General features: G+C 42.1%; 17 protein-coding genes. 12 read left to right on the forward strand and 5 right to left on the reverse strand.

Translation table 11 applies throughout. The features are described from left to right. Positions 1 to 211: 211 nt before the first annotated feature. From ACFG4S_RS33070 to ACFG4S_RS33100, 7 genes are all read left to right on the forward strand, one after another. Positions 212 to 799, forward strand: a complete 588-nt coding sequence (locus ACFG4S_RS33070) for a hypothetical protein (protein WP_392533064.1) — start codon at positions 212 to 214, stop codon at positions 797 to 799. 102 nt (positions 800 to 901) lie between these two features. Next, on the forward strand, positions 902 to 2,509 hold the full coding sequence (locus tag ACFG4S_RS33075) for an efflux RND transporter periplasmic adaptor subunit (RefSeq protein ID WP_392533065.1): 1,608 nt from the start codon (positions 902 to 904) through the stop codon (positions 2,507 to 2,509). 22 nt (positions 2,510 to 2,531) lie between these two features. Next, entirely contained in the window at positions 2,532 to 3,812 is a 1,281-nt protein-coding gene (locus ACFG4S_RS33080; RefSeq protein WP_392533066.1) for an ABC transporter permease, read from the forward strand. 11 nt (positions 3,813 to 3,823) lie between these two features. Beyond that, the gene (locus tag ACFG4S_RS33085) at positions 3,824 to 4,075 is read left to right on the forward strand and encodes a four helix bundle protein (protein WP_392533067.1); all 252 of its coding nucleotides are present in this window, start codon (positions 3,824 to 3,826) and stop codon (positions 4,073 to 4,075) included. A gap of 52 nt (positions 4,076 to 4,127) precedes the next feature. Next, positions 4,128 to 4,799, forward strand: coding sequence for an ABC transporter ATP-binding protein (locus tag ACFG4S_RS33090; RefSeq protein WP_392533068.1), 672 nt, complete (start codon positions 4,128 to 4,130; stop codon positions 4,797 to 4,799). 119 nt (positions 4,800 to 4,918) lie between these two features. Then, positions 4,919 to 6,331 (forward strand): TolC family protein, encoded by a 1,413-nt coding sequence (locus tag ACFG4S_RS33095; protein WP_392533069.1) that lies wholly within the window; start codon positions 4,919 to 4,921, stop codon positions 6,329 to 6,331. Positions 6,332 to 6,453: 122 nt separating this feature from the next. Then, positions 6,454 to 7,017, forward strand: a complete 564-nt coding sequence (locus ACFG4S_RS33100) for a DUF3124 domain-containing protein (protein ID WP_392536140.1) — start codon at positions 6,454 to 6,456, stop codon at positions 7,015 to 7,017. A 158-nt stretch (positions 7,018 to 7,175) separates the two neighbouring features. Here the strand turns inward: ACFG4S_RS33100 and ACFG4S_RS33105 are convergent, their stop codons facing one another. Continuing rightward, the gene (locus ACFG4S_RS33105) at positions 7,176 to 8,729 is read right to left on the reverse strand and encodes a cation:proton antiporter (RefSeq protein ID WP_392533070.1); all 1,554 of its coding nucleotides are present in this window, start codon (positions 8,727 to 8,729) and stop codon (positions 7,176 to 7,178) included. Between the two features lie 158 nt (positions 8,730 to 8,887). Here ACFG4S_RS33105 and ACFG4S_RS33110 point away from each other — a divergent pair, with 158 nt between their 5' ends. The 5 genes from ACFG4S_RS33110 (at position 8,888) to ACFG4S_RS33130 (ending at position 18,972) form a co-directional block, all read left to right on the forward strand. Further along, positions 8,888 to 9,427 carry a PadR family transcriptional regulator gene (locus tag ACFG4S_RS33110; protein ID WP_392533071.1) on the forward strand — a complete coding sequence of 180 codons (540 nt, stop codon included), beginning with the start codon at positions 8,888 to 8,890 and terminating at the stop codon, positions 9,425 to 9,427. A gap of 39 nt (positions 9,428 to 9,466) precedes the next feature. Further along, complete coding sequence (locus ACFG4S_RS33115; RefSeq protein ID WP_392533072.1) at positions 9,467 to 12,700, forward strand: efflux RND transporter permease subunit; 3,234 nt, start codon at positions 9,467 to 9,469, stop codon at positions 12,698 to 12,700. Between the two features lie 140 nt (positions 12,701 to 12,840). After that, the gene (locus tag ACFG4S_RS33120; protein ID WP_392533073.1) at positions 12,841 to 14,274 is read left to right on the forward strand and encodes an efflux RND transporter periplasmic adaptor subunit; all 1,434 of its coding nucleotides are present in this window, start codon (positions 12,841 to 12,843) and stop codon (positions 14,272 to 14,274) included. Positions 14,275 to 14,414: 140 nt separating this feature from the next. Next, entirely contained in the window at positions 14,415 to 18,374 is a 3,960-nt protein-coding gene (locus tag ACFG4S_RS33125) for a PAS domain S-box protein (RefSeq protein WP_392533074.1), read from the forward strand. A 166-nt stretch (positions 18,375 to 18,540) separates the two neighbouring features. Next, positions 18,541 to 18,972: a DUF6228 family protein gene (locus ACFG4S_RS33130; protein WP_392533075.1), complete on the forward strand. Its 432-nt coding sequence runs from the start codon at positions 18,541 to 18,543 to the stop codon at positions 18,970 to 18,972. A gap of 51 nt (positions 18,973 to 19,023) precedes the next feature. On the opposite strand, the gene ACFG4S_RS33135 is transcribed toward ACFG4S_RS33130, so the two are convergent. From ACFG4S_RS33135 to ACFG4S_RS33150, 4 genes are all read right to left on the reverse strand, one after another. After that, entirely contained in the window at positions 19,024 to 19,611 is a 588-nt protein-coding gene (locus tag ACFG4S_RS33135; protein ID WP_392533076.1) for an Imm21 family immunity protein, read from the reverse strand. Positions 19,612 to 19,871: 260 nt separating this feature from the next. Continuing rightward, complete coding sequence (locus ACFG4S_RS33140; protein ID WP_392533077.1) at positions 19,872 to 21,551, reverse strand: patatin-like phospholipase family protein; 1,680 nt, start codon at positions 21,549 to 21,551, stop codon at positions 19,872 to 19,874. A gap of 280 nt (positions 21,552 to 21,831) precedes the next feature. Then, positions 21,832 to 23,775 (reverse strand): GMC family oxidoreductase, encoded by a 1,944-nt coding sequence (locus ACFG4S_RS33145; RefSeq protein WP_392533078.1) that lies wholly within the window; start codon positions 23,773 to 23,775, stop codon positions 21,832 to 21,834. Positions 23,776 to 23,919: 144 nt separating this feature from the next. Further along, complete coding sequence (locus tag ACFG4S_RS33150; RefSeq protein ID WP_392533079.1) at positions 23,920 to 24,828, reverse strand: hypothetical protein; 909 nt, start codon at positions 24,826 to 24,828, stop codon at positions 23,920 to 23,922. Positions 24,829 to 24,846: the final 18 nt, after the last annotated feature.

Genomic DNA, 24,846 nt, shown 5'->3' on the forward strand with positions numbered 1-24,846 from the left:
TAGAAAAATTGGTGACTTTGGTCATACACCACTCTGAAATTACTAATGACTTTGGTCATACATTGATTTGGGCTTTTTGAGCAATAATTATTATGTATGAATTTATACGACTAAGTAAATATTAGACATTTTAATACCAAAATAACTGTCTAAAATTGCTGAATCGAAATCGAAGCAGAACAGAATTTTAATGGAATAAGGAGTCAATTATATGTTGAAACAAAACCGTCTATCTATACTTTTAGCTGCTGCGATGATTGTTGTTCCGACTCTCTTGACTGCACCTGCAAATGCTCAAACCCAAGTCAAAGTCGTTGCTCAGAGCGATCGAGATTGGGATCGCGATGGCAGACCAAATTCTAGAGATGTCAGAACTCCTGGAAACTCCAGTAATTGGGATCGTGATGGCAGAAATAATTCTAGAGATGTCAGAACTCCTGGAAACTCTGGCAATTGGGATCGCGATGGCAGAACTCCTAGAAACTCCGGTAATTGGGATCGCGATGGTAGAAATGATTCTAGAGATGTCAGAACTCTTAGAAACTACCGCAATTGGAACCGTGACAACCAACCCTATAGCAGAGTAGACAGACTTAGTAATGGTGATGTTAGATATCCCAATGGACAAATTATTCCTGCTAGGAACATAATTAGACTACGTAATCAAGGTTATTTTAGACTTCCTAATGGAGATATTCTTCTTCCCAATCAGGAAATTGTTCCTGCTGGAAGATTAGTTAGAGTGCGTGATGATTACTTCAGACTTCCTGATGGATTGGTACTGCAAATAAACCTGTAAAACACTCAAAACTCAAAATAATTGTCAGTATGTCGCTACCAGGCTATAGTTTTAGCCGTGAAGAACCAGCTCGGTAGCCTTCTTTTTAGAATAAAAATGGACATGAAAATTGATACATCAAACCCTGTAGATTCTTCAGGTTTGGTTCCAGAGGCAAAGAAAAAAAAAGATCAGAAAAATTGGCTATCTTGGCTACTTGTTCTTACCCTTTTGGGTGGAATTGGCTATGCAGTTTATTACCAAGTAACTGTTGTTCCCGGTCAAGAAGCCAGACGCCGGGTGCTGACAAAGCCTGTACAAAGGCAGAGTTTAGTAATCACAGTTGCAGCCAACGGAGAAGTAAAGCCTGAGCGGTCAATCAACCTCAGTCCGAAAAATTCAGGAATATTGAAAACCCTGTTAGTGAAAGAAGGAGATATCGTCAGGCAAGGACAGATTGTAGCTTACATGGATGATTCCAACCTGCGGGGGCAACTCACATCTGCCCAAGGACAATTGGCACAAGCCGAAGCGAATTTGCAAAAGGCACAAGCAGGTAATCGCCCTCAGGATATTGGTCAAGCAGAAGGAGCATTAGAGGAAGCCCAAGCCAATTTACAAAAGATACAAGCAGGTAATCGTTCTCAAGATATTGGCCAAGCTCAGGCACGTTTACAAAGCGCTCAAGCAAACTTAGGCCAAGCCGAAGATGATTTTCGCCGTAATCAACAACTCTACAATGCCGGTGGTATTTCCCTTCAGACTCTCAACCAAAACCGCGCTACTCGTGATACTGCCCAAGCAGCTGTCAATGAGGCACAACAAGCATTAGCTCTCCAAAAAGCTGGATCGCGTCCAGAAGATATCGAGCAAGCACGAGCTGTAGTCAGGCAGAGACAACAAGCTTTGGCACTCCTTAAAGCTGGAACTCGCCAAGAAGATATAGACGCAGCTCGCGCTCAGGTGACATCAGCTCGCGGTTCGCTGCAAAATATCCAAGCCGAAATCAATGACACGATCATTCGCGCACCTTTTGAGGGTGTGGTGACAAAGAAATATGCCGATCCAGGCGCTTTTGTGACACCCACAACTGCCAGTAGTGAAGTCGCTTCTTCTTCTTCTTCTTCAATCTTGTCTCTAGCTTCAACAAATGAAGTTGTCGCAAATTTAGCGGAAACCAATATTTCCAAAATCCGCCTTGGACAAAAAGTCTCGATTAAAGCAGATGCCTACCCAGATAAAACCTTTGAAGGTAAAGTCAGTCAAATTGCTGCCCAAGCAATAGTAGAGCAAAACGTCACCAGTTTTGAAGTGAGAGTATCACTTTCAGACCCTCAAAGACTACTACGTTCTGGGATGAATGCAGAAGTAGATTTTCAAGTTGGTCAAGTTGAAAATGTTTTAGTAGTGCCAACGGCGTCAGTAGTGCGCCAAGAAAATGCCACAGGTGTATTTGTGCCAGGAAAGAATAACAAACCTGTGTTTACTCCCATCGAAACTGGCGTCACAGTGAATAACTTTACTGAAGTTAAGTCTGGATTGACAGGAAATGAGAGAGTATTACTCAGTTTCCCACCAGGATCGCGTCCCCAATCAACACCAAGAGGTGGAGTTTTTCCGGGTCTAGGAGGTGGTGGTGCTGGAGGAGGAGGTCGTCAAGGCAGTGGCGGTGGCTCTGGTCGTCAAAGCAATGGTTCTGCTGGAGGTCGTCAAGGCGGTGGTTCCCCTTAAAGTTAGTGTTAAATAAAATCTTATGTTTAAGATATTTAAGGGCTTTTATAAAGCTAAGAATACCCGCACAGTACCGTTGCTAGAAATATTATCAATGGCGGTAGAAACACTGTGGAGCAATAAATTACGCACAGGATTAACTATGTTAGGGGTGATTATTGGGATTTCCTCAGTGATTGCTATTACCTCTGTTGGTCAAGGAGTGCAAAAGGGAGTTGAACAACAGATACAAGCATTAGGTACAGATGTACTGCAAATTTTAGCTGGTGCAGCCAGAAGCGGAAATGTCCGTCAAGGAGTAGGTTCTAGCAGCACCTTGACTTGGGAAGATGCCAAAGCGATCGCCACACAAGCACCATCGGTTCAACTTGTTTCTGCCTATCTCCAACGCACTGCACAAGTTGTTTATGCCGGACAGAACACTTCAACAACAATTTATGGTACAGATTTAAATTACCCAGAAGTTAGAAATACTCACCCCCAGCAGGGGAGATATTTTACTCAACAAGAACTAAATAACACTGCACAGGTTGCCATTCTTGGACCCACAGTCCAGCGTACACTCTTTGCACAGGGTGGTAATGTCATCGGTGAGAGAATTCGGATTCAGGGAGAAGCTTACGAAGTCATTGGGGTAATGGAACCTAAAGGTTCTCAAGGACCGATGGATCGAGATGACCAAATTTTTATTCCTCTAACTACTATGTCAGCAAGACTGGTTGGAAACAATGCCTTGGTAGGCGTTTCTGTAACCGGGGTTTTAGTTAAAGGTGCTAATCAAGAAGATTTAGAAGCGGCTCAGTTTCAAGTCACCAATTTATTACGCCTACGTCATAATATTTATCCACCCCAAGCTGATGATTTCCGGCTGACCAACCAAGCTGATATTGTGAGTACCTTCACTAATGTTGTCGGTTTATTTACAGTAATGGTAGTGGCGATCGCTGGAATTTCCTTAGTCGTTGGCGGCATTGGTATTGCCAACATCATGTTAGTTTCTGTAGTCGAACGCACGCGGGAAATCGGCATTCGCAAAGCTGTAGGTGCCACAAATTCAGCAGTCCTCAATCAATTTTTAGCTGAAGCGATCGTCATTTCCATTCTTGGCGGATGTATTGGGATGATAGGTGGAATTTTGATTGCTTATGCAGCTGCAAATATTTTTAAGTTTCCATTCGTGATTTCTTTCTTATCAATTATTGCCGGATTCGGACTTTCATTAACTGTTGGCTTACTTGCTGGAGTAATTCCCGCCCGAAATGCGTCGAAATTAGATCCAATTACTGCTTTACGAAGCGATTAAGCTTTTCTATTATGTCTAATATTGCTGAGGGTTTTGAAAGAAGTTATTTAGGAGAATTTCATCAGTTTCTTTCCATAGCCAAGTCATCTTGTGCAGAAGTGCGTTCTCAACTTTATGTAGCTTTAGATGTTGGCTACCTCGAACAAGTCAAATTCGACCAACTTCTAAATCAAGCAGAAGAAGTGGGCAAAATTATCGGCGGTCTTCGGATCTCAGTTAGTAAACAAAAAGATCAACAAAACTCAGCCACTACCACTAAATAAACTCTTAAAACTCAGCACTCAAAACTCAAAACTCAGCACTCACCACTGACTTATGACAACGATGATTTGGATGGAATCTATTACGAAAACTTACTATTTAGGAGAAGTAAGTGTTCCTATTCTCAAGGGAATTGAACTCTCGATTGAAGAGGGGGAATATGTCTCTATTATGGGTGCATCCGGTTCGGGTAAATCTACACTGATGAATATTTTGGGATGTCTAGATCGTCCAACAACTGGAGACTATATTTTTGAAGGTAGAAACTTAACAACTTTTGATGATGATGAATTAGCCTATATCCGCAACCAAAGAATAGGTTTTGTTTTCCAACAATTTAATTTATTGGCGCGGGCGACAGCACTAGAAAATGTTATGTTGCCAATGGTTTATGCTAACTTACCTAAACCAAAACGGCGTGAAAGGGCATTAGAAGCTTTAGAAAAAGTAGGACTAGCAGGACGCATTTCTAACCGTCCTAGTCAACTTTCTGGTGGACAACAACAACGGGTAGCGATCGCTCGCGCCTTAGTCAACCGACCTGCATTAGTTTTAGCAGATGAGCCAACAGGTGCTTTAGATACTGAAACTTCCCATGAAGTTATGAATTTGCTGACAGAACTTAATGAGCAAGGTATCACAATTGTAATTGTCACTCATGAACCAGATATCGCTGCTCAAACCAGAAGGATTATTCGAGTTCAGGATGGTTTAATTGTAGGTTAGGGCATTGGGTATTGGGCATTACTTATTCTTCATTTCCCACCACCCAAGCTAATTACGAATTACGTTAGCGTAGCGTTAGCGAGTTTTCGAGTGTCATTACGAATTACGAATGTATGAATATGAGCTTGATTTTTTGGTGTGTAAATTCTACCTGGGTTATCTTGGGGGTCGTTATTTTTTTTCCAACTTTAGTTACTGCAACAACTCCCCCAAAAATAGAAAATTCTGCAAGCACTTTACAGCCTCCTAATTCCCTCAATCCTAATCCCAATCCTTTGCAATTTCCTACTAAACCAGAGGAAGTCAAAATTCAAGAAACTGTGTCAATCAGTTTGACACAAGCTTTGGAATTAGCACAACGCAATAATCGAGATTTACAACTAGCGATATTACAACTACAACGCAGTCGTTCATCACTACAGGAATCTCAAGCAGCCTTATTTCCTACTCTTGGACTCAATGGAAATCTGACTAACAATGGTAACGGTTTTAGTAGCAGTTCATCTCAATCCAGCACTTCTTTTAGTGGTTCAGCACAACTGAATTATAACCTCTATACTTCTGGTAACCGAGAAGCTACTATCCGAGCAGCTGAGGAACAATTACGTGTGGATGAATTCAATGTTGAAACTCAAGCACTGACAATTAGGTTAAATGCCACCACTCAATATTATGATTTGCAACAAGCAGATGAACAAGTAAGAATCAATCAGTCTGCGGTGGATAATGCCCAGGCTAGTTTGCGGGATACTCAAGCTAGATTAAGTGCTGGAGTGGGTACGCAGTTTGATGTACTGCAAGCTCAGGTGAATTTAGCAAATGCCCAACAACAACTGACTAATGCTGTCTCACAACAACGAATTGCTCATCGCCAACTGGCTACCTTGTTAAGTTTGCCACAGTCAGTTGATATCAATGCAGCAGACCGTGTAGAATTAGCAGGTCTTTGGCAGCCAACATTAGAAGAAACTATTGTCCGAGCTTTTCAAAGTCGTCCGGAATTGCAACAGCAATTAGCACAACGTAATATTTATGAGCAACAGCGACGACAGGCACTTTCACAGTTGGGACCACAAATTAGTTTAGCGGGTAGCTACAACCTACAAGATCGCTATAACGATGGTGTTAGCGTTACTGATGGCTATTCAGTCGGATTGCAAGCAAGTCTAAATGTGTTTGATGGCGGAGCAGCAAGAGCGCGTGCAGCTCAATCGAAAACTGATATTGCGATCGCCGAAACCCAATTTGCTAGCCAGCGCGACCAAATTCGCTTTGATGTAGAACAGTACTATTATCAATTACGATCCAATTTGGATAATGTACAAACTTCTAGTCTGGCTTTAAGTCAAGCCCAGGAGGCTCTGAATATAGCAAGGTTGAGATTTGATGCTGGTGTAGGGACTCAAACAGAAGTGATTTCTGCGGAAAACGCACTGACAACGGCAGAAGGAAATCGAGTCACAGCTATTTTAGATTACAATCGCGCTCTAGCTAATTTACAAAGATCCGTTACTTCCAGAGCTTCGCGCTAAAGTCAAATCATTACACCTCTTGCAAAAGTTGTTCTTTCCTCTCTGCTCGTGCGTGAGACAAAAAATATTTCTGCAAGAGGTCTATTGCAGAAAAGTTTGAATAATTGGTGTAAATAGTTTTGATTAAACTGTATCCCCATATTTATTTAGCGATCGCTGTTGTTTTTCTTGCGTCTTGCCAATCAACAGAGATTCCAGCAAAATCACAACCCAACGCTACTCAGACAAGCGAATCTCAAAAGATAGTGACTCTGGATAAAAATTTCCAGATTGCAATGGGTCAGACTATCTATGTTCCTGTCTATTCCCATATTTATCATCACAATCGCCAGGAGATTTTTGAGTTAGCAGTTACCCTAAGTATTCGGAATACAGATTTGACTAATCCGATGGTCATTAGTTCTGTGCGCTACTATAACTCAGATGGTAAATTAGTTAAGCAATACTTAGATCGCCCGATTCAACTCGATCCTCTAGCTTCCACAGATTTTTTTATCAATAGAAATGATACTAGTGGAGGTTTAGGAGCAAACTTTATTGTTGAATGGGTAGCTCAAACAGAAATATCTGAACCTATAGTAGAAGCAGTCATGATTGGTACTGATTTTCAGCAAGGAATTTCTTTTACTAGTACTGGTAGGGTTATTAAAAGTCAAAATAACTCTAAGCGATCGCCTTCAAAATAGACAAAAATAAAGTAGTAAATATTCACTACTAAATCTTAATTAGTGTGCGTTAGGCTACAGTAATTTTATTTTACTTACCAAAGGTTGATTCACAAAGCTCAGAGGTTCCTGAGCGAGTATTAAAGACTCATCCCCAATCCCCAATCCCCAAAAACTATCTAATCATCCTCAAGTTGAAGCAATTGTTCATCAATAATTCGTATCCGTCCTTGCACAATTTCTTCTGACAGAATTCGCTTACGAAATGCATCATTGAGCGCTCCTTTTTCTGCCAGCAATAAGCGGCGGCGGATGGCCTCAAGTTTATTATGGTTGCGACTTTTGCCTTCCAACTCCTCTGGGCGACGATTATAAAATTCCCGCAGTGTCTTTTCTGCACTGGCGATTCGCACTTGATAAGCTGAACGCATCTCTTCATAGACGGCTTTTGGCAAGACTCCTGATTTTAATAAGCTATCTAATTCATCTTGTGCTGCTTTACCCGTCATCAACTGAGCTTGCAATTCTTCAACTTGCTGCTGAGCCTCTGAAAATTGAGATAATTTTAAGCGTTTTACTACCCAAGGCAAACTTAAACCCTGTCCCACTAATGACACCAGCACACTACCAAAGACTATAGCAATAAGGATTTCTCGCCCTGGTAGTGTGGTGGGTAAGCTCAAGGCTAGAGCCATTGAGAGTGAACCTTTGATGTTGCCTAAAAAAAGTAAATGTTGCCAGCGCAAGGGAATTGGGCGGTCAAACCAACGAACCCCTGCTAATAACGGATAGACTGTAAGAACTCGCCCGACTTGATAAGCTAAAACTGCAAATAGAATTGCAGGTAAAGTTTTCCAGAGGGTTGGCAGGTCTATTTCTACACCAATCAGCAGAAAAATAAAGGTGTTGACAGTAAAACTGGCATATTCCCAGAAACTTAATAAGGTGATGCGACTAGAAGCAGAAGTATTGCGAGAAAGTCCAAAATTCCCAAAAATTAATCCAGCTACAACTACAGCCACAGCACCAGATACGCCAAGAGATTGCCCAACTTGAAAAGTTCCTAAGGCAACTGCAACCGTGAGTAAAAGACTGCTGAGGGGATCGTCTAAACGAGCGAATACAGGTATGCTCAAGTAACCCAAGACTAATCCCACGACGCAGCCTCCGACAAAGATAAATACCAGTTGTTGGATTCCCTCTAGTAAGGTGAGTGAACCTGTTGAATATACTTGCAAAATCAGGTTGAAGGAAACGAGAGCAGCGGCGTCATTAAATAAAGTTTCTCCTTCAACGATGGTAGAAAGCCGAGAAGGTACTGGTATTTCCTTAAAGACGGCAATCATGGAAACTGTATCAGTGTTTGCCAGAATTACTCCGACAAATAAGGCAGGTATCCAACTCAGTCCCAGCCCGAATTTCAACAGAACAGCAATAATTCCACTGGAAAGCAAAGCTCCCGGTCCGGCGAGGAGAGCGATTGGTTTAAAGGTGCTGCGTAGGCGGCTGACATCTGTATTAATTCCAGCTTCAAAGATGAGAATTGGCAGGAAAAGGTTCAAAACAAGGGTTGGATTTAAACCAATGGGACGAGACAGCAATTCAGTGATTGGTAAACCCGCCAATACCAAACCCGTGACATAAGGAATTCGCAGCCGCCGGGACAGCAAAGCTACAACTGTAGCCACCAGTAAGAGAATAATTGAAACTTTGACTAATTGAGTTACATCCACTACACATTCTAAAAAGTTATTTTGACCTGATTGATTCTCACCTGATTACTGCTCAACGAGCAACTTCAGCAAAAAATTCTCACAAGTGCGTCCTAACTACTTGGCGAAAAAGACTCAATTTGATATTGTTGTCTAACATATCAAACTGATATATCAAAATGTTAAAGCTTTCAGTATTAGGTCTCTTGCAGCGAGAGCCATTAAATGGTTATCGGCTCAAGCAGCAACTAGAGAGATTTATGAGTTGCAGTATTTGTGTCAATTATGGCGCGATTTATCCTTTGCTGAAGCGTATGGAAGAACAAGGTGAAGTGATGCTATGTACAGAACAGGTACAAGAACCTGGACACTGTGGAAAAATCTATCAGATTACACCTCTCGGTAAAAACACTTGGTATCAAGAGATGCTGGAACATCCTCATGAAAGTTGGGTAAATGCCCGATCGCGATTTTTAATTAAATATTTTTTCTTTAGTCATTTATTGCCCGAAGAAAGAATGCAGCTAATTGAATATCGATTGATGTCATGTCGATTACGCCTGACAGAGAAAAAAGCACTTGAAGCTACTGATGATTTATACCAAGTGAAATTACAAAAGCGTGCAATTGCAGTTATCCAATCGGAGATTGAGTGGTTAGTTGAGCAACTCCAAACAGAACAACTTCAATTAACTCAAACGCCAACTTCAATCGAATAGTTCTAACACCAGAAAACTTTTGAAGGATCGTAACTAACTATGTGGATTGTTCGACTTGCTCTGCGTCGTCCTTACACCTTCGTCATTGGTGCTATCTTAATTATGGTCTTGGGTGTCGTAACTATTACCCAGATGGCAACAGACATTTTTCCGGAAATTAATATTCCCGTCGTTAGCGTAATTTGGTCGTACAACGGTGTTGCACCAGAAGAAATGGAACAGCGCATAGTTACGGTGAGCGAACGTGCTTTTACGACTACAGTTAATGACATTGAACACATTGAATCGCAATCACTCAGCGGTGTTAGTGTCATCAAGGTTTTCTTCCAACCTGGTGCCAAAATTGAAGCAGCTGTCGCTCAAGTTACCTCTATTACCCAAACAATTCTCCGGGTTTTACCACCTGGAATTACGCCACCGTTGATTATTCGCTACAACGCTTCTAGTGTGCCGATTCTCCAGATGAGTGTCAGCAGCAAATCGCTATCCGAACAGGAACTTTATGACAACGGTAATAATTTCCTGCGAACTCAGTTAGCTACGGTTCAGGGTGCGTCTGTACCATTGCCTTACGGAGGTAAACCGAGGCAGATCATGGTTGATATTGACCCGCAAGCATTGTTTGCCAAAGGTCTGTCGGCAACGGATGTTACAGCTGCAATTAGTGCCCAAAATTTGATTTTACCTGCGGGAAGTGCGAAATTAGGCGATCGCGAATATAGTGTCAGGCTCAATAGCAGTCCGCAAGCGATCGAAGCCTTGAATAATTTACCAATCAAACAAATCAACGGTACTACTATTTACATTCGTGATGTCGCTCAAGTCCACGATGGGTTTGCAGTCCAGACTAATATCGTCCGTCGCAATGGCAGACGTTCGAGCTTGTTGACTGTTCTGAAAAATGGTGGTGCTTCCACCTTAGATGTTGTTGCTCGGATCAAACAAACATTACCAGGTATCCAGGCTACCTTACCCAAAGAACTAGACTTAGACCTGTTGTTTGACCAATCCTTATTTGTTAAAGCTTCAATTCAAGGTGTTCTTACCGAAGGGCTAATTGCTGCCTGTCTTACAGCCGCAATGATTTTATTGTTCTTAGGTAGTTGGCGCAGTACTTTGGTTGTGGCTATTTCAATTCCTCTATCAATTCTTTGTTCGATTATTGTACTGCGGTTGGTGGGACAAACCCTGAACATTATGACTTTAGGGGGTTTGGCTCTAGCAGTGGGTATTTTGGTAGATGATGCGACTGTGGAAATTGAAAATATTCACCGCAATCTTGGACAAGGCAAACCGATCGAGCAAGCTATTTTGGATGGAGCGCAACAAATAGCTGTCCCTGCTTTTGTTTCCACCCTAGCAATTTGTATTGTATTTGTACCCGTTGTCTTTTTAACAGGAGTTGCACAATCTCTATTTATTCCTCTAGGGATGGCGGTTGTCTTTGCTATGCTTGCCTCTTATCTGCTTTCCCGAACAATAGTACCAATGTTAGCAAATTTTCTTTTGCGATCGGAAGTACATCTCTACACTGCACACGAAGAAGATAATCACAACGGTCACTTATCTTCTCAAGTTGTGAAAAAAGACATCTTTTGGCTAATTCATGAGCGTTTCAACCGACAATTTGAAAATTTTCGCCAAAACTACCGCAACACTTTAGCTTGGACATTAAGTCATCGTCGTTCAGCCTTTGTTATATTTGGCGCTTTTTGGGTAAGCGCCTTAGTTTTATTGCCATTCATCGGTCAAGACTTTTTCCCTCAAGTCGATGCGGGTCAATTTCGCCTACACGTCCGCGCCCCTGCGGGTACTCGTGTAGAAGAAACAGAACGAATTTTTACTCAAGTTGAAGACGTTATCCGACAAACTATTCCTAAGCAAGAATTAGAAATTATTCTCGATAATATTGGTTTACCCGTTGGTGGGATAAACCTTGCCTTTAGCGACTCAGCGACAATAGGTGCTGGAGATGGTGAAATTCTTGTAGCGCTCAAAGAAGGGAAACATCACCCAACTTGGCAATATGTCAAGGAACTCCGCCAGAAATTGACAGCACAGTTTCCTCAATTAAACTTCTTTTTCCAACCGGCAGATATAGTAACTCAGATTCTTAACTTTGGTTTACCGGCTCCGGTTGATGTTCAGGTTATAGGCCCTGCGCGGAATCGGAAAGCAAACTACAAAATTGCCAAACAAATCAAGACAAAAATTGCTCAAATTCCCGGAGCAGTGGATGTTCATTTACATCAAGTACTTGATGCTCCAGAGCTACGTATTAATGTAGATCGTTCTCAGGCACAACGGATTGGTTTGACACAACGAGATGTCGCCAATAACTTACTCACATCATTAAGTTCTAGCGGTCAAACATCACCCAACTATTGGCTCGATCCTGTAAAAGGAGTCAGCTATCTAATAGCGGTACAGGTTCCCCAATACAAACTCAACTCCCTAGCAAAACTTGAGAACACGCCAATTGCTGGTAATTCTAATTCACCACAACTTTTAAGTAATCTTGCAGTTGTCCAACGTGGCACAGCGGCTTCTGTTGTTAATCATTACAATGTACAGCCAGTGTTTGATATTTATGCCAATGTCCAAGGTCGTGATTTAGGCGGTGTCGCTGGGGATCTCTATAAGATAGTTGCAGAATTTCAGCACAAGTTACCTCGCGGAAGTTCGATTATAGTGCGAGGTCAAGTGGAAACAATGAATAAATCTTTCCTGGGGTTGGAAGTTGGATTGATATTTGCGATTGGACTGGTTTATTGCCTAATGGTAGTAAATTTTCAATCTTGGCTCGATCCGTTCATTATTATGATGGCATTGCCGAATGCCTTGGCAGGGATTGTGTGGATATTGTTTGTAACGAATACTACTTTCAGCGTACCTTCCTTAATGGGTGCAATTATGAGTATTGGGGTTGCTACTGCTAACAGCATTTTGCTAGTGACGTTTGCCAACGAGCAACGTTTAATGGGTGAGAAAGCAGTTCCTGCGGCTTTAGCAGCAGGGTATACCCGTCTGCGTCCAGTGTTAATGACTGCCGGCGCAATGATTATTGGGATGTTGCCAATGTCTCTTGGTTTAGGAGAAGGTGGCGAACAGAATGCACCTTTGGGACGTGCTGTTATTGGTGGGTTATTGGCAGCAACAAGTGCAACGTTAATTTTTGTCCCTGTAATGTATAGCATTTTGCGCCGACAACCGCCTCGGAATTTGGATGAGGAACCGTCAACTACTGCCGAATTAACAACTGTAAATAGTTAAGTAATATTTATTTCCTTGTTTGCTTTTTTGCGTTTCGGTAGTTAATTTTGTGCCATTACAAACCTAAAGAATAACTTACTGCAATCAGAAGTCCATCTCCAAAAGTAGAAAACCAACAAACAACTTATACTTCAACCACAATGGATACTCAAGAAAAACACGAGACTGATAATCTTGACTTAAATTCAGTTCCCAAAAAAGCCCGAAAAAGTCCCTGGAGTTCAATTACAATTTTTGCTGGTAGTAGTTTTCTGGTACTTGGACTTTTGGCACTGGGAATTTTACCTCGCGTACAACGTCAATCAGAATTAAATGCTTTTGCTAAATCTGCAACAGTTGATCTTCCCACAGTTAATGTTATTAAACCAAAACTTGCTGCTAATACTACTGAGTTAGTATTACCCGGTAGTATTCAAGCTAACCAGGAAACCACAGTTTATGCCCGTAGTAGTGGTTATTTGCGTCAAAGATTTGCTGATATTGGCGATCGCGTGCATACTGGTGAGTTCCTAGCTCTAATCGATACACCTGAAGCCGATCAAGATGTACAACAAGCCCGTGCGGAATTAGCAAAAGCAGAGGCAAATCTTGCTCAAGCCCATGCAGACTTAGCACAAAAACAAAGTAACTTTTCTCAAGCAAAAGCTAACTTAAAAGCTAAACAAGCCGAATTAACTCAGGCGCAGGCCAACTTAAAATTAGCTAATAAAACATGGCAACGCTGGCAAGCACTAAATCAACAAGGTGCTGTCGCTTTGCAAGATGCTGACGAACGTCAAACAGCATATAGTGCCAGCCAAGCAAATGTAGACTCTCTCATTTCTAGCGTCAGATCGGAGCAAGACAATGTTAATACTGCCCTTGCTGGCATTGACTCTCAAAAAGCTAGTATTGATGCTTTTGTCGCAAGTGTCGGGGCTAGTAAGGCAAATCTTCAACGTCTGTCTGTTTTGCAATCTTTTAAACGAGTTGTTGCTCCCTTTCCAGGAGTTATAACTGCTCGGAACGTAGACACCGGAGCATTGATTTCCGCAGGTAGTAATAGTAATTCGGCAAATGCGTGGCTATTTAAAATTGCTCAAACAGGTACTTTGCGTATTCGTATTAATGTACCACAGGCATTTATTCAATCGATTCATCAAGGCCAAACCGCCCTTCTTCATGTTCGTGAGTTACCAACAAAAACTTTCACAGGTAAAATAGTTCGCACTGCCGATTCGTTAGATCCTAATTCCAATACTTTGGTAACTGAAATCCAAGTACAAAACTCAGGCAATATCCTTCGACCTGGAATGTATGCTGAAGTGACTTTTAAGACTAACCGTGCTAATCCACCCTTACTAGTACCTGCTAATACTTTGGTTATTAATGCCGATGGTACGCAAGTAGTCACTGTTACGCCTGAACATAAGATACAGTATCAGAAAATTGAAGTTGGTCGAGATTATGGTACTGAGGTAGAAATTATTTCTGGTTTGAATCCCAATGTTATGCTAATTACTAATCCTACTAACGATTTACAAGAAGGTGGACGAGTTGATGTTATTGCAATGAAATCTAAAAATCATTCGTGACAAACATTAACTTGACCAAAACAATTCGCAATTCGCAATTGTTTTTAACTGCGAATTACGAATTGGTTTGATATCAATCAGTTCTTGTAGAATCTGACTCCCTAACACTTGATAACTTTTCCGACAAAGGATCTGAAAGGATGAAGTCAGAGCAAGACAAGACAAGGGGCAAAAACCTCTTTTTTGGTGGTGGTGAGATAGGTGCATTGTTGAGATCGCACGATTGGTCGCAAACGCCGCTAGGGGCTGTGGAAACCTGGTCGGACAGCCTAAAAACTACTGTGCAGATCCTGTTGACAGAACTCGAACGAGCCCAGCAGCGAGAATCTGAGCTGCTGTTGGTTAGCAGATCAACAGATGCCTTGCGTCAAGCTGCCCAAGCCGATGCGTTTCGAGTCAAGCTCACCAATGCGCTACGCCCCCTGACTGACGCTAATGAGATTCAGGCGATCGCAGCCCTCGTTCTAGGCGAATCTTTAGGCGCAAGCCGCGTTATTTATATTGAAGTCTTAGCGAGTGGCAAGGAGGTCATCGTTCACAAAAACTACACGAATGGCGTTGCCGAACTGAGTGGACTGTACAATCTAGAAGACTTCGGGCGCAACCTGACAGATGACCATCGAGCAGGGCAAACGGCGATCGTTCCTGATGTGGCAAACTACTCTAAATACACAGCTAGAGAAAAGGCAAGGTATCGAGCGATCGATATTGCCGCGCATATTGATGTACCGCTGATCAAAAACGATCGATTTGTCGCGTTGCTGGCGGTGCATCAGGCAAACCCTCGCCAGTGGACGGAAGACGAGGTAAGACTAGTTGAAGAAACAGCCGAGCAGACGTGGGCTGCCGTGGAGCGTGCCCGCGCCGAAACTGCACTACGCGAATCTGAGGCAAAATATCGTACCTTATTCGATACAATTGCTCAAAGCTTTTGTCTCTGCGAGATGCTGTTTGATGAACAAGGTAAAGCGATCGATTATCGAATCCTGGAAGTTAATCCGATCTTTGAAGCCATGACGGGACTTCAGAATGCGATCGGGAAAACGGCACGGGAACTGGTTCCGGATCTGGAAGCACACTGGTTTGAGATTTACGGGAGAGTTGTGCAGACTGGTGAACCTGTTCGGTTTGAGAATCAATCTATCGCCATGAATCGCTGGTTTGATGTCAACGCTTTTCGGGTGAGCGAACTGAAAAATAATCAATTCGCCCTGTTATTTACCGATGTTAGCGATCGCAAACTGGCAGAAAAAGCCTTGCGCCAAAGTGAGGAGCAGACTCGGAATATTCTAGAAAGCATTGCTGAAGCCTTCATGGCCCTGGATGAGAACTGGCAGTTCACCTACATCAATCGATCCGCAGGGGTACTGCTCGATCGCGCTCCCGGCGATTTGATTGGGAAAAATTTATGGGAAGAATATCCAGGACTAATTGGCCATGAGTTGGAGCAGATTCATTGGAACGCTATGCGCGATCGTGTAGCTGCCTCATTAACTGCGTTTTACCCTGACCACGATCGCTGGTACGAAGTTCGCACCTACCCTGCCCCACAGGGCATCACCATTTATTTCAAGAATGTTACCGAGCAAATTCAAACTGCCGCAACTCTGCGTGAATCAGAGGAACGCTACCGGACGCTGTTTGAGTCGATTGATGAAGGCTTTTGCATTATTGAAGTGCTATTTGACGAAAATGATGGTAGTGGGCTTCGCGCCAGCGACTACCGCTTCTTAGAAATCAATCCTATTTTTGAGCAACAAACGGGACTTCGACAAGCAGTCGGTAAAACAGCCCGTCAGTTAGTTCCAGATTTAGAAGACCATTGGATTCAGATTTATGGTCAAGTTGCTTTAACGGGTGAACCTGCTCGCTTTGAAAATGGTTCTGAAGCAATGAATCGATGGTTCGATGTGTATGCCTGTCGCACGGGTGAGCCAGAGGCGCGAAAAGTTGCCGTTGTCTTCAAAGATATTAGCGAACGGAAACGGGCAGAAGAAATTTCGCGGCGAACCGCTGAATTTAATGCTTTCCGTGTCTCTCTCACCGATGCGCTCCGCCTACTTGCCGACCCAGTGGAGATTCAGGCTACGGCTAGTCGTGTGCTGGGCGAATATCTTGGTGCAAACCGTGTGGCCTACTTTGAGGTTCACGGCGCTGATTACGTCGTTGAGCATGATTATGTCAACGGAGCCGTAGCACTCGCTGGAAACTACCCGATTGATTCCTTCGGTCCCAAGCTGCTTGCAGCCTACCGCACCGGTCGTGCCGTGTCCGGGTCTGATGTGGAAGCCGATCCCAACTTGTCCCCGCAAGAGCGAGCAGCCTACGCCGCCATTCAGATCGGTGCTTACATTGGCATACCGTTGATCAAGAGGGGCGAATTCGTAGCGGGGTTAGCAGTCCACACATCCGGGTCGCGAGCTTGGACGCCGGACGAGTTGTCCTTGGCGGAAGAAGTAGCTGAGCGCACTTGGGCGGCAGTGGAACGCGCCCGCGCAGAAGCAGCCTTGCGCGATAGTGAAAACCGCTTCCGCATGGCGATCGAAGCTGCCCAATTAGGAACCTGGGACTGGAATCTCATCACCAATCGATTGATTTGGGATGAGGGTTGCAAAGCCATGTTTGGCTTACCACCAGAAGCCGAGAGCAGCATTGAGGTCTTTTTTGCCGGACTGCACCCCGACGATCGCGAACGACTAGAACAGGTAGTGCAATGGACTTTGAACCCAGCCAGCAGCGGCAAGTATGACGTAGAATATCGCACGATCGGGATTCAGGATGGGGTTGAACGGTGGATTGCAGCCAGAGGACAGGCTTACTTTGATGCTGCCGACAAGCCACAACGCTTTGTTGGTACTGTACTCAATATCACTGAGCAAAAACGCATTCAGGCAGAACGAGAACAACTCCTTGCCCGCGAACAAGCTGCAAGAGAAGCAGCCGATCGCGCCAACCGGGTCAAAGATGAGTTTTTGGCGGTGCTGTCTCATGAATTGCGATCGCCTCTCAATCCGATCTTGGGCTGGACGCACTTATTACAAAACGGCAAACTGAGCGAAGCCCAGAGAGCTGAAGCCTTGAAAAGCATCGAGCGCAATGCCAATTTACAGACACGACTAATCGAAGACTTGCTCGACATCTCTCGGATCGTGCAGGGCAAACTAAGCTTAACAGCAGCGTCAGTCAATTTGACTTTTGTGATTTCTGCCGCCGTTGAAACGGTGCGTTTGGCAGCAGAAGCAAAAAATATTGCGATCGCTTTCGATCTTGATCCTGAGATCGCTCCGATTTCTGGCGATGCAACCCGCTTGCAACAAGTGATGTGGAATTTGCTTACCAATGCGGTTAAATTCACACCCAACAGTGGACAAGTAACCGTTGAACTAAAGCAACTCGACAGGCTAGCTCAGATTCGGGTAATTGATACTGGTAAGGGCATCAATCCACAGTTTTTACCTCATGTATTTGAGTATTTTCGCCAAGAAGACAGCTCAACAACACGCAAATTTGGCGGCTTGGGATTGGGGTTAGCGATCGTCCGGCAAATTGTAGAAATGCACGGGGGTACAGTTACAGCCGAAAGTCAGGGTGAGAATCAAGGCGCAACCTTCATCATCCAATTACCTGTTATGCAGCAGGTGAGAGCGATGCCTACGGTAAGAGCAAAGCTCAACGCATCCGAACCAATTCACACACAGATAGAAGCAGAAGTGCTTTTAGATGGCATTCAAATTTTGCTGGTGGATGATGAGCCAGATACCCGTGAGTTTCAGGCATTTGTGCTGTCAGAAAGCGGGGCAAATGTGACAGCCGTCGCTTCTGCCTTAGAAGCTTTGCAAGCTCTAGAGCAGTTCATTCCTGACGTGCTAGTGAGTGACATCGGAATGCCTGAGATGAACGGCTATATGCTGATGCAGCAGATTCGCTCTCGCCCACCGAATCAAGGAGGAACCATTCGGGCGATCGCACTCACCGCTTATGCCGCAGAAATTGACCAACAAAGAGCGCTTCAGGTAGGATTTCAAACTCACATTACCAAACCTGTAGACCCAGAAAAGTTAGTGAGGGCGATCGCAAGTCTCCAGAAGTATAGAACCTAATTCGGTTCGCAATTCATCTTGAGGTTCTAAAGATGTTAAACTTAGAACAAAACCCTAATCATTCAATTATTGATAAACCGTAGTAATACGCCACTCTTGGAGAATAGAATGAAATCGCTCTCGGCATTTAATAATCATTAATAGTTTATTCTATTCAAGTAAAGATATGTCTAGGAAATTTAGCATTAAATCAACAGATACAGGTGCAAAACTAGAGTTCTTTAATTTTAGGAATGATTACTTCACACTCATGCTTTCAAGTCCCGCTTTGAATGCATCTAAGGACATCTGGCTTTATACCGAGAATGATTATTCTGATTTTCAGTCTTTAGTTAATTTCTTCAAAGAGATAGCTAGAGCATGGAAAGGTTGGGAAGGTAAAAAGACTTGGAGTTCTATCGAAGGCGACTTTGTATTGTCTTGTACTTCAGATAAATTGGGGCATATAACGCTTCAGATAGAGTTAGTACAATTAGATGAGATTGAAACTTGGTCAGCAAACTTCAACCTCAAGACTGAAGCCGGGCAACTTGAAAAAATCTCCAAAGAAATAGCTATGCTTTCATGTGGGGATGTTTACCCCTTAAATTGCATCTGACAAAATCGTATTATGTAGCAAATCATTTTTCTGTTGTGTGGACAGATTACTTTACCCACGACGGTGTTTTTCGAGTTTGTGTAACCTTAAATGCGTAGATACATCAGGTTGATACTCAAGAGTTGCCAAGTCATAATTTCCTGGATTTAATGTAATAGCTAGTGATTCATTCTCTTCTACGTCTATCCCTGGACAAGAAGAATCTATTAATTTAAAACTAGATGACTTTGCATTAAATATTCCATTTTTCTCCCATCCCTTATTTGGTATGCCATTCAAACTTTTCAGCATTGATTCTTCATCAGGAGCAAAAATCCATCTTAGAAAAATTCCTCCTTCTTCATCGGGGTAGGGGAACCAAGCTGTAGTAGCTGGTTCATCGCCTAGTACGATTACTTGCTTGTCATCAAAATCTATTATTCCGCAAAGATTAGGATATTCACAAGCTTTTCCATAGTGAGTCTTCTGGGGATTGAGAAAATCTTCTTCTAGTACCAAACCGCCTCCCTCCAAATAAATTTCTATTTTGTTTTCTTCAGTGGTAAACGAATAGACTCCGAACCATTTGTTTAGATATTGCGTATGAATGAGGACGAGAGGACCTCCAGTTGAAGAAACCCACTTTAATCGATTTTCCATTTTGTGTAATGCTCCTCAGCTTTAGGCAAAGCGTTCTCCATTAAATGTTCCCAGGTATGCGCGTGGCATTAAATACAAGGTTCTGGCTTAACTTGACCGTAGTAGCGACTGCGATGACCCTGTGTAGTAAAAGACAATTTTGATACTTAACTGATATCAGCCTAAAAGCCATCTTTCATTAGCTGACTCAAGTTTTGGCTCCCGATGCAAGTTGCCGCTCAAAACAACCAACAATATCCATACTCATACAGCATTTAGTCCTATAGCTGACCATATTTTTCTAAGTTGTCGTGAATGATATCTCGTATCTTTTTAGCTAAACTTCCACGCTTAAAAAACCAGAGAACATTGAGAGCAGTACGGGTAAAAGGATCGCTTATAGATTGATTAATCAGACGAGGAATAACAATCTTGACTCGCTCCTCAATTTGTTTTTCGAGAGATTTAAAGTTTTCTGTTTGATATTTAGGCCAATTGGGTAATTTAATTTCTTTTTTTACTGAACCAACAAGAGGAATAATTGGTAAAAATGTTTCTTTTTTCCCCTCTTTTTCAACCTGCAATTGTGGATTTATTTTGAGGGCTTCAGACCAGGAATTAAATAGGGGATTAGAAGCTGGTAAAACAAAATATTTTTCCAGAAATCTTTGACAATTGCGACGACCAAGTACATAATCGTGATGACGAAATTCTTGAGATAGGAAACCACCAAAAGCATTGAGGCTACCACAGGCGAGAGGTTTTCTGCCTTGCTCGTCGCTTCGTTCAGGCGCAATTAAAAAGCGACTGTAAACATCTTCATCCAAAGCGAGAATTAACTCATCGGGTTTGAATCTATTTTGATTGATAAAACTTGTAAATATCCGCGATACTAAGTTGACTAAATTACTCTCTGGGTTAACTGCATCTACATCATTGGGAAATGGATCTATTAATAAAGTAGCTCGGTTTGCTTGGTCTCCATCCCGTGGATTTCGCTCTTCGTGACCTCGCAATCCCAAGCGAACAAGTTCTATTGGTTCATTGCTAATTATGCCGCCATCAACTGTCATAAACTGATAGGAACCTGGAGTCACTAAATCTTTGTCAGGACTGATAGAGCGATACTCTAAACATGTACCTGTTTCCATTGGGTTACGAGTTGGTACAGCCCACTTTCGTTTTTCGTATTCATCAATACTAGCTCGCTCAAGTTGACGAGGAGGAAACCCCACTGGAAAGGCACTGCTGGCTAATGCTGAGTTAATCAGTATTTTCCAGTTATCAATGTCGCTTTTATCTGGTGAAAGAGCGATCGCATCTTCAATTTCACCACTTTTTTCCCCAATGGCAAAATGCATGAAATCTGCATGTTTAACCATAGTAAGTCCTTTGACACTGGAGTTGGCTGCTTCAGACGTAATTAGATAAGGAACGCCCCGCAAATTGGTAACACACACATAAATTTCAAATGGATCGTCGATGTAAGGCCGTTTTTTACCTGTAGATTTTATGTTCAGAACATCTTTCCCAAGTTCATCCAAAATAGTAGAATCAAGAAATGACAAAACCGGGGCTTTTGGATTGTCTAAATCCTCAGCCTTCAAAAGTTCAGAAATATCTATTCTTTGTACCCAACTTTCATAAAGCTTATTCTTGACTGGATTGTTTAACGGATTGCTAATTACAGGGATGATATCGCTAGACAATGAGGATGCGGTAATAGCAGCAACAATTGCACCTGCTGAGGCTCCAGACATAGCCTTAATGAAAATATCATGAGGTGGAATTTCCCATTGTGAAAAATCATCACCATACTGCTCTTGCTGCTTTGCTTTTTGCTCATACCATTGATCTAAAGCTTCAAAAATAAAGTCAATTACACCAGAAGTATATGCACCGGCTGAGACAGCACCAGCCATAACTAAACCAATCTCAAAATGTGGTAATTTGCCTTCCATATCTCAATTCCTGATTGTGCTTTATTAATGGGAATTTAGTAGCTAGGTGTAAATAAATTCAAGTTTGTAGTAAGGACTTTAGTCCTGATAAGTAAGTCGGCGAGAAAAAACCAAACTATGTAACGAAAAGGAAAATCTCTGTATTTGGCTCGTAGTTGCGCTTTAGCGCTAAAGCACAACTACAAACCAATAATTGCGCCGACTTACTTAATCTTTCTTTTAAGCGATGAATCGCTGACTAAGAATTAGGGTTTTAATTATGCCTACTTGGTGAGGATGCTTAAGATGATTTATTCGCAGCATGTTGCAAAATCACATCACTGGCTTTTTCACTAATCATATATATGGGCGTCACAATAAAGAATCCAGGAATAAAAGGAAACACAGATGCATCTACCACGCGTAAATTCTGTGTTCCATATACTCGGAATTCACTATCTAAAACTGCCATTTTGTCATCTTTGCGTCCAATTTTACAAGTCCCACAAGCATGGTGTCCCCAAGCTTCGTCCTTGATGAACTTCTTAATTTCATCTCGCTCATCTATACTGTTTCCTGGTAGCATTTCAGCTTTTGTGAACAACTCACTACGTTTTGTCAATCGTCTGACAAATTCTACTCCCTCAACAATAGATAGTAAGTCCTCTTCATTGACATCATTACCTTCATTGAAGTATTTAAAATTAATTTCTGGAACATCTCTAGGATCGGTTGTTTTCAGTGTTACTGAACCGGCTGTGTTATTGGTATGAGCCTTGAGTATCGCCCAGGTAAAAAGGTCTTTATACTTACCAATATCTTCAGAGTATTTAAGAAAGTAACCTTTGAAAAAAGCTGGTAGTCCAAAAATAAATAAGTCAGGTTCTTTTCTCTCTTTATGGGATTTCTTGATAATTCCTAACACGGCTCCATTCGTTACATATACACCTGATTTGGAAGCATTCCATTCTAATAAACAGGTATCGGTAATTTTCTGTTCGGGTTGCGGTTCAGTGAATGTACAATTATCCAGGATGCTAAATTTTTCAGTCATTTCACTGACCACACCCACTTCGTAACGATCCTGTAAATTCTTACCAACTCCCGGAAGATCCACGCGGACTTGTATACCTAAATTAGTTAATTCTTCTTTTGGCCCAATTCCAGATAGCTTGAGTATTTGAGGAGTATTAAAAGTACCTCCAGACAAGATAATTTCTCTTTTGACAAAAACTGTATGTCTATCTTGGGAGTTATTTTCTATCTTATCTGCTTGCGGATCTGCACGATATATATGTTTACCTTCAAGATACTCTACACCGATCGCAGTATTTTTTTCATCAAACAAAACTTTGGTGACTAATGCATGAGTTTTCACAATCAATCTGTCGGGAAATTGGCGTTCAGTTTCCCGAATATGTTCTCTTGTACCAGTGCGTTTACCGTCCTTGATAGCGAGTGGTACAGAGAAGACACCCTCACCACTGGCTTTGGTAATTCTCCAGTCATTGGGGTCTAAAAGTGTGTCTAAGAACTCCAGAGGATCTTTTTGTCGGAGTTTGAGAAAAGCTAAGATATTCCCTAAAAAACTCTTAAAAACTACTTTAATAACTTGGGGTAGACTTTTACCCTGTTCTGCTAAAGCTTCAATCGCAGATTTAAGAATAACTTTTAGGAGTTGGCGATCGCGCACAACTAACTTCGGATCTGCTAAATTGGTTGTTAGCCAACCATCAAAGCCGTGCCGAGAAGTATTATCATTAGGGTCAATAGGGCGATCGAGATAATTGCAGCGTTCTAACCTTTCAAAATACTTCCGCATATTATCGCTGTTCCAAGAAGCATCTCCTGTAATTTCCGCAATTTTGTCCCAGTCACTATTGTGAGGATATACAGTAATCATCGCATTATGAGCAGTGCATCCCCCTAATGTCCCCGCTCGCGGATACAGAATACCCTTATACTCTGGGCTAAACTTAGAATCACGACTCTGTTGCTCTTCATTGGAATAGTGTTTAACAAAAAAATCCCATCTCAGATCGTCATCTTCTGTCGCCCGTGCATGAAAAGCGGGTACTGAATAAGTGTAGCGTTCTCTATCTTGGCCATTTTCATCGCGTAACGGATCGCCACCTGCTTCTAATAACAAAACTTTGTAACCTGCTTTTGCTAAATTCGCAGCTACCGGTCCCCCTCCAGCACCGGAACCAACAACAACATAGTCATACTCAGCTTCTTGATTCATAATTTTTCTTCAAACTGTTAAATAAAGCAATAAATTGAATATCTTAAACCTCTTCTTTCTCTGCGCGACGCCAGGTGCTTCAAGTCGGCGGAGCCGCCCAACGCACTGGCTCCTCTGCGTCTCTGCGTGAGGTAAATATTTCATCTACCCATTGCGAAACCGTTGATGTCTAAAAAATAGCTGACTATCACCATAAAATGATGATACAAATTCCGATGTAGTTTCAATATGTCCAATAACCTTAGCTTTTTGACGGTTATCATTTTTGTCTGTAGCTTCTTCTTGACTGACACCATAAACAGAATATAAAGATGTTCCAGCTGAAATTGTCGCCAAATCATTCCTAAAATCATGTGGATTTTCAGGAAACTTGATATTTGGATTAGGAACAAGAAAAATCTGAGCGGGATAATAAGCTTTACTTTCTTTTTCTCCGTATTGATTAATTTCTCCCAAATCTTCTAAATAGAGTTTTGTCGGATATTTAGTAACTCGAGTAAAGATTAAATTGGTGATAATTGGTCCCAGACTCTTAGCTATCGGAACGATATTTGATAATTCATTGGCAAAGAAATTATAGTTTTTACCTTGACCAACTAAAGATACTAAAGCCGAGAAATTTTCGGAATGATTTTCATCCACAAATAACTTGATAGCAAGACCTGGAGCAAAACCGCGATCGCTTGGATCTCCGGTTACAGATAATCGCAATAATCCGTAGTCTGCTCCCTTAAATAAACCGGAGAAAGAAGTATTATTTGTTGGAATAAATTTTATTTTTGCAACACTTCCGTGAGCATGAATTGCTTTTTTCCAATTAATCGGAGCTTCGTCTGATTGACGATCCATCTTGGTTTTGAGTACAGTGAAAAATAAAGCAATAATATCAATTTTTTTTAAGGGCGGAAGTTCATCATATTTAGACTTGAGAATTCTAGAATTCCATAAAAAATCTTGCTTTTGAGCAGCTTTCCAGGATTGATAATCTTCCGGTAAAGAACCCAAATCTTCAGCATTATGCCAAAATTTCTGAATTTCTTCTAAATGTTGCATGATCTTCCTCCCTTTGCA

Source organism: Nostoc sp. C117, assembly GCF_043099735.1.
Lineage (GTDB): Bacteria > Cyanobacteriota > Cyanobacteriia > Cyanobacteriales > Nostocaceae > Nostoc.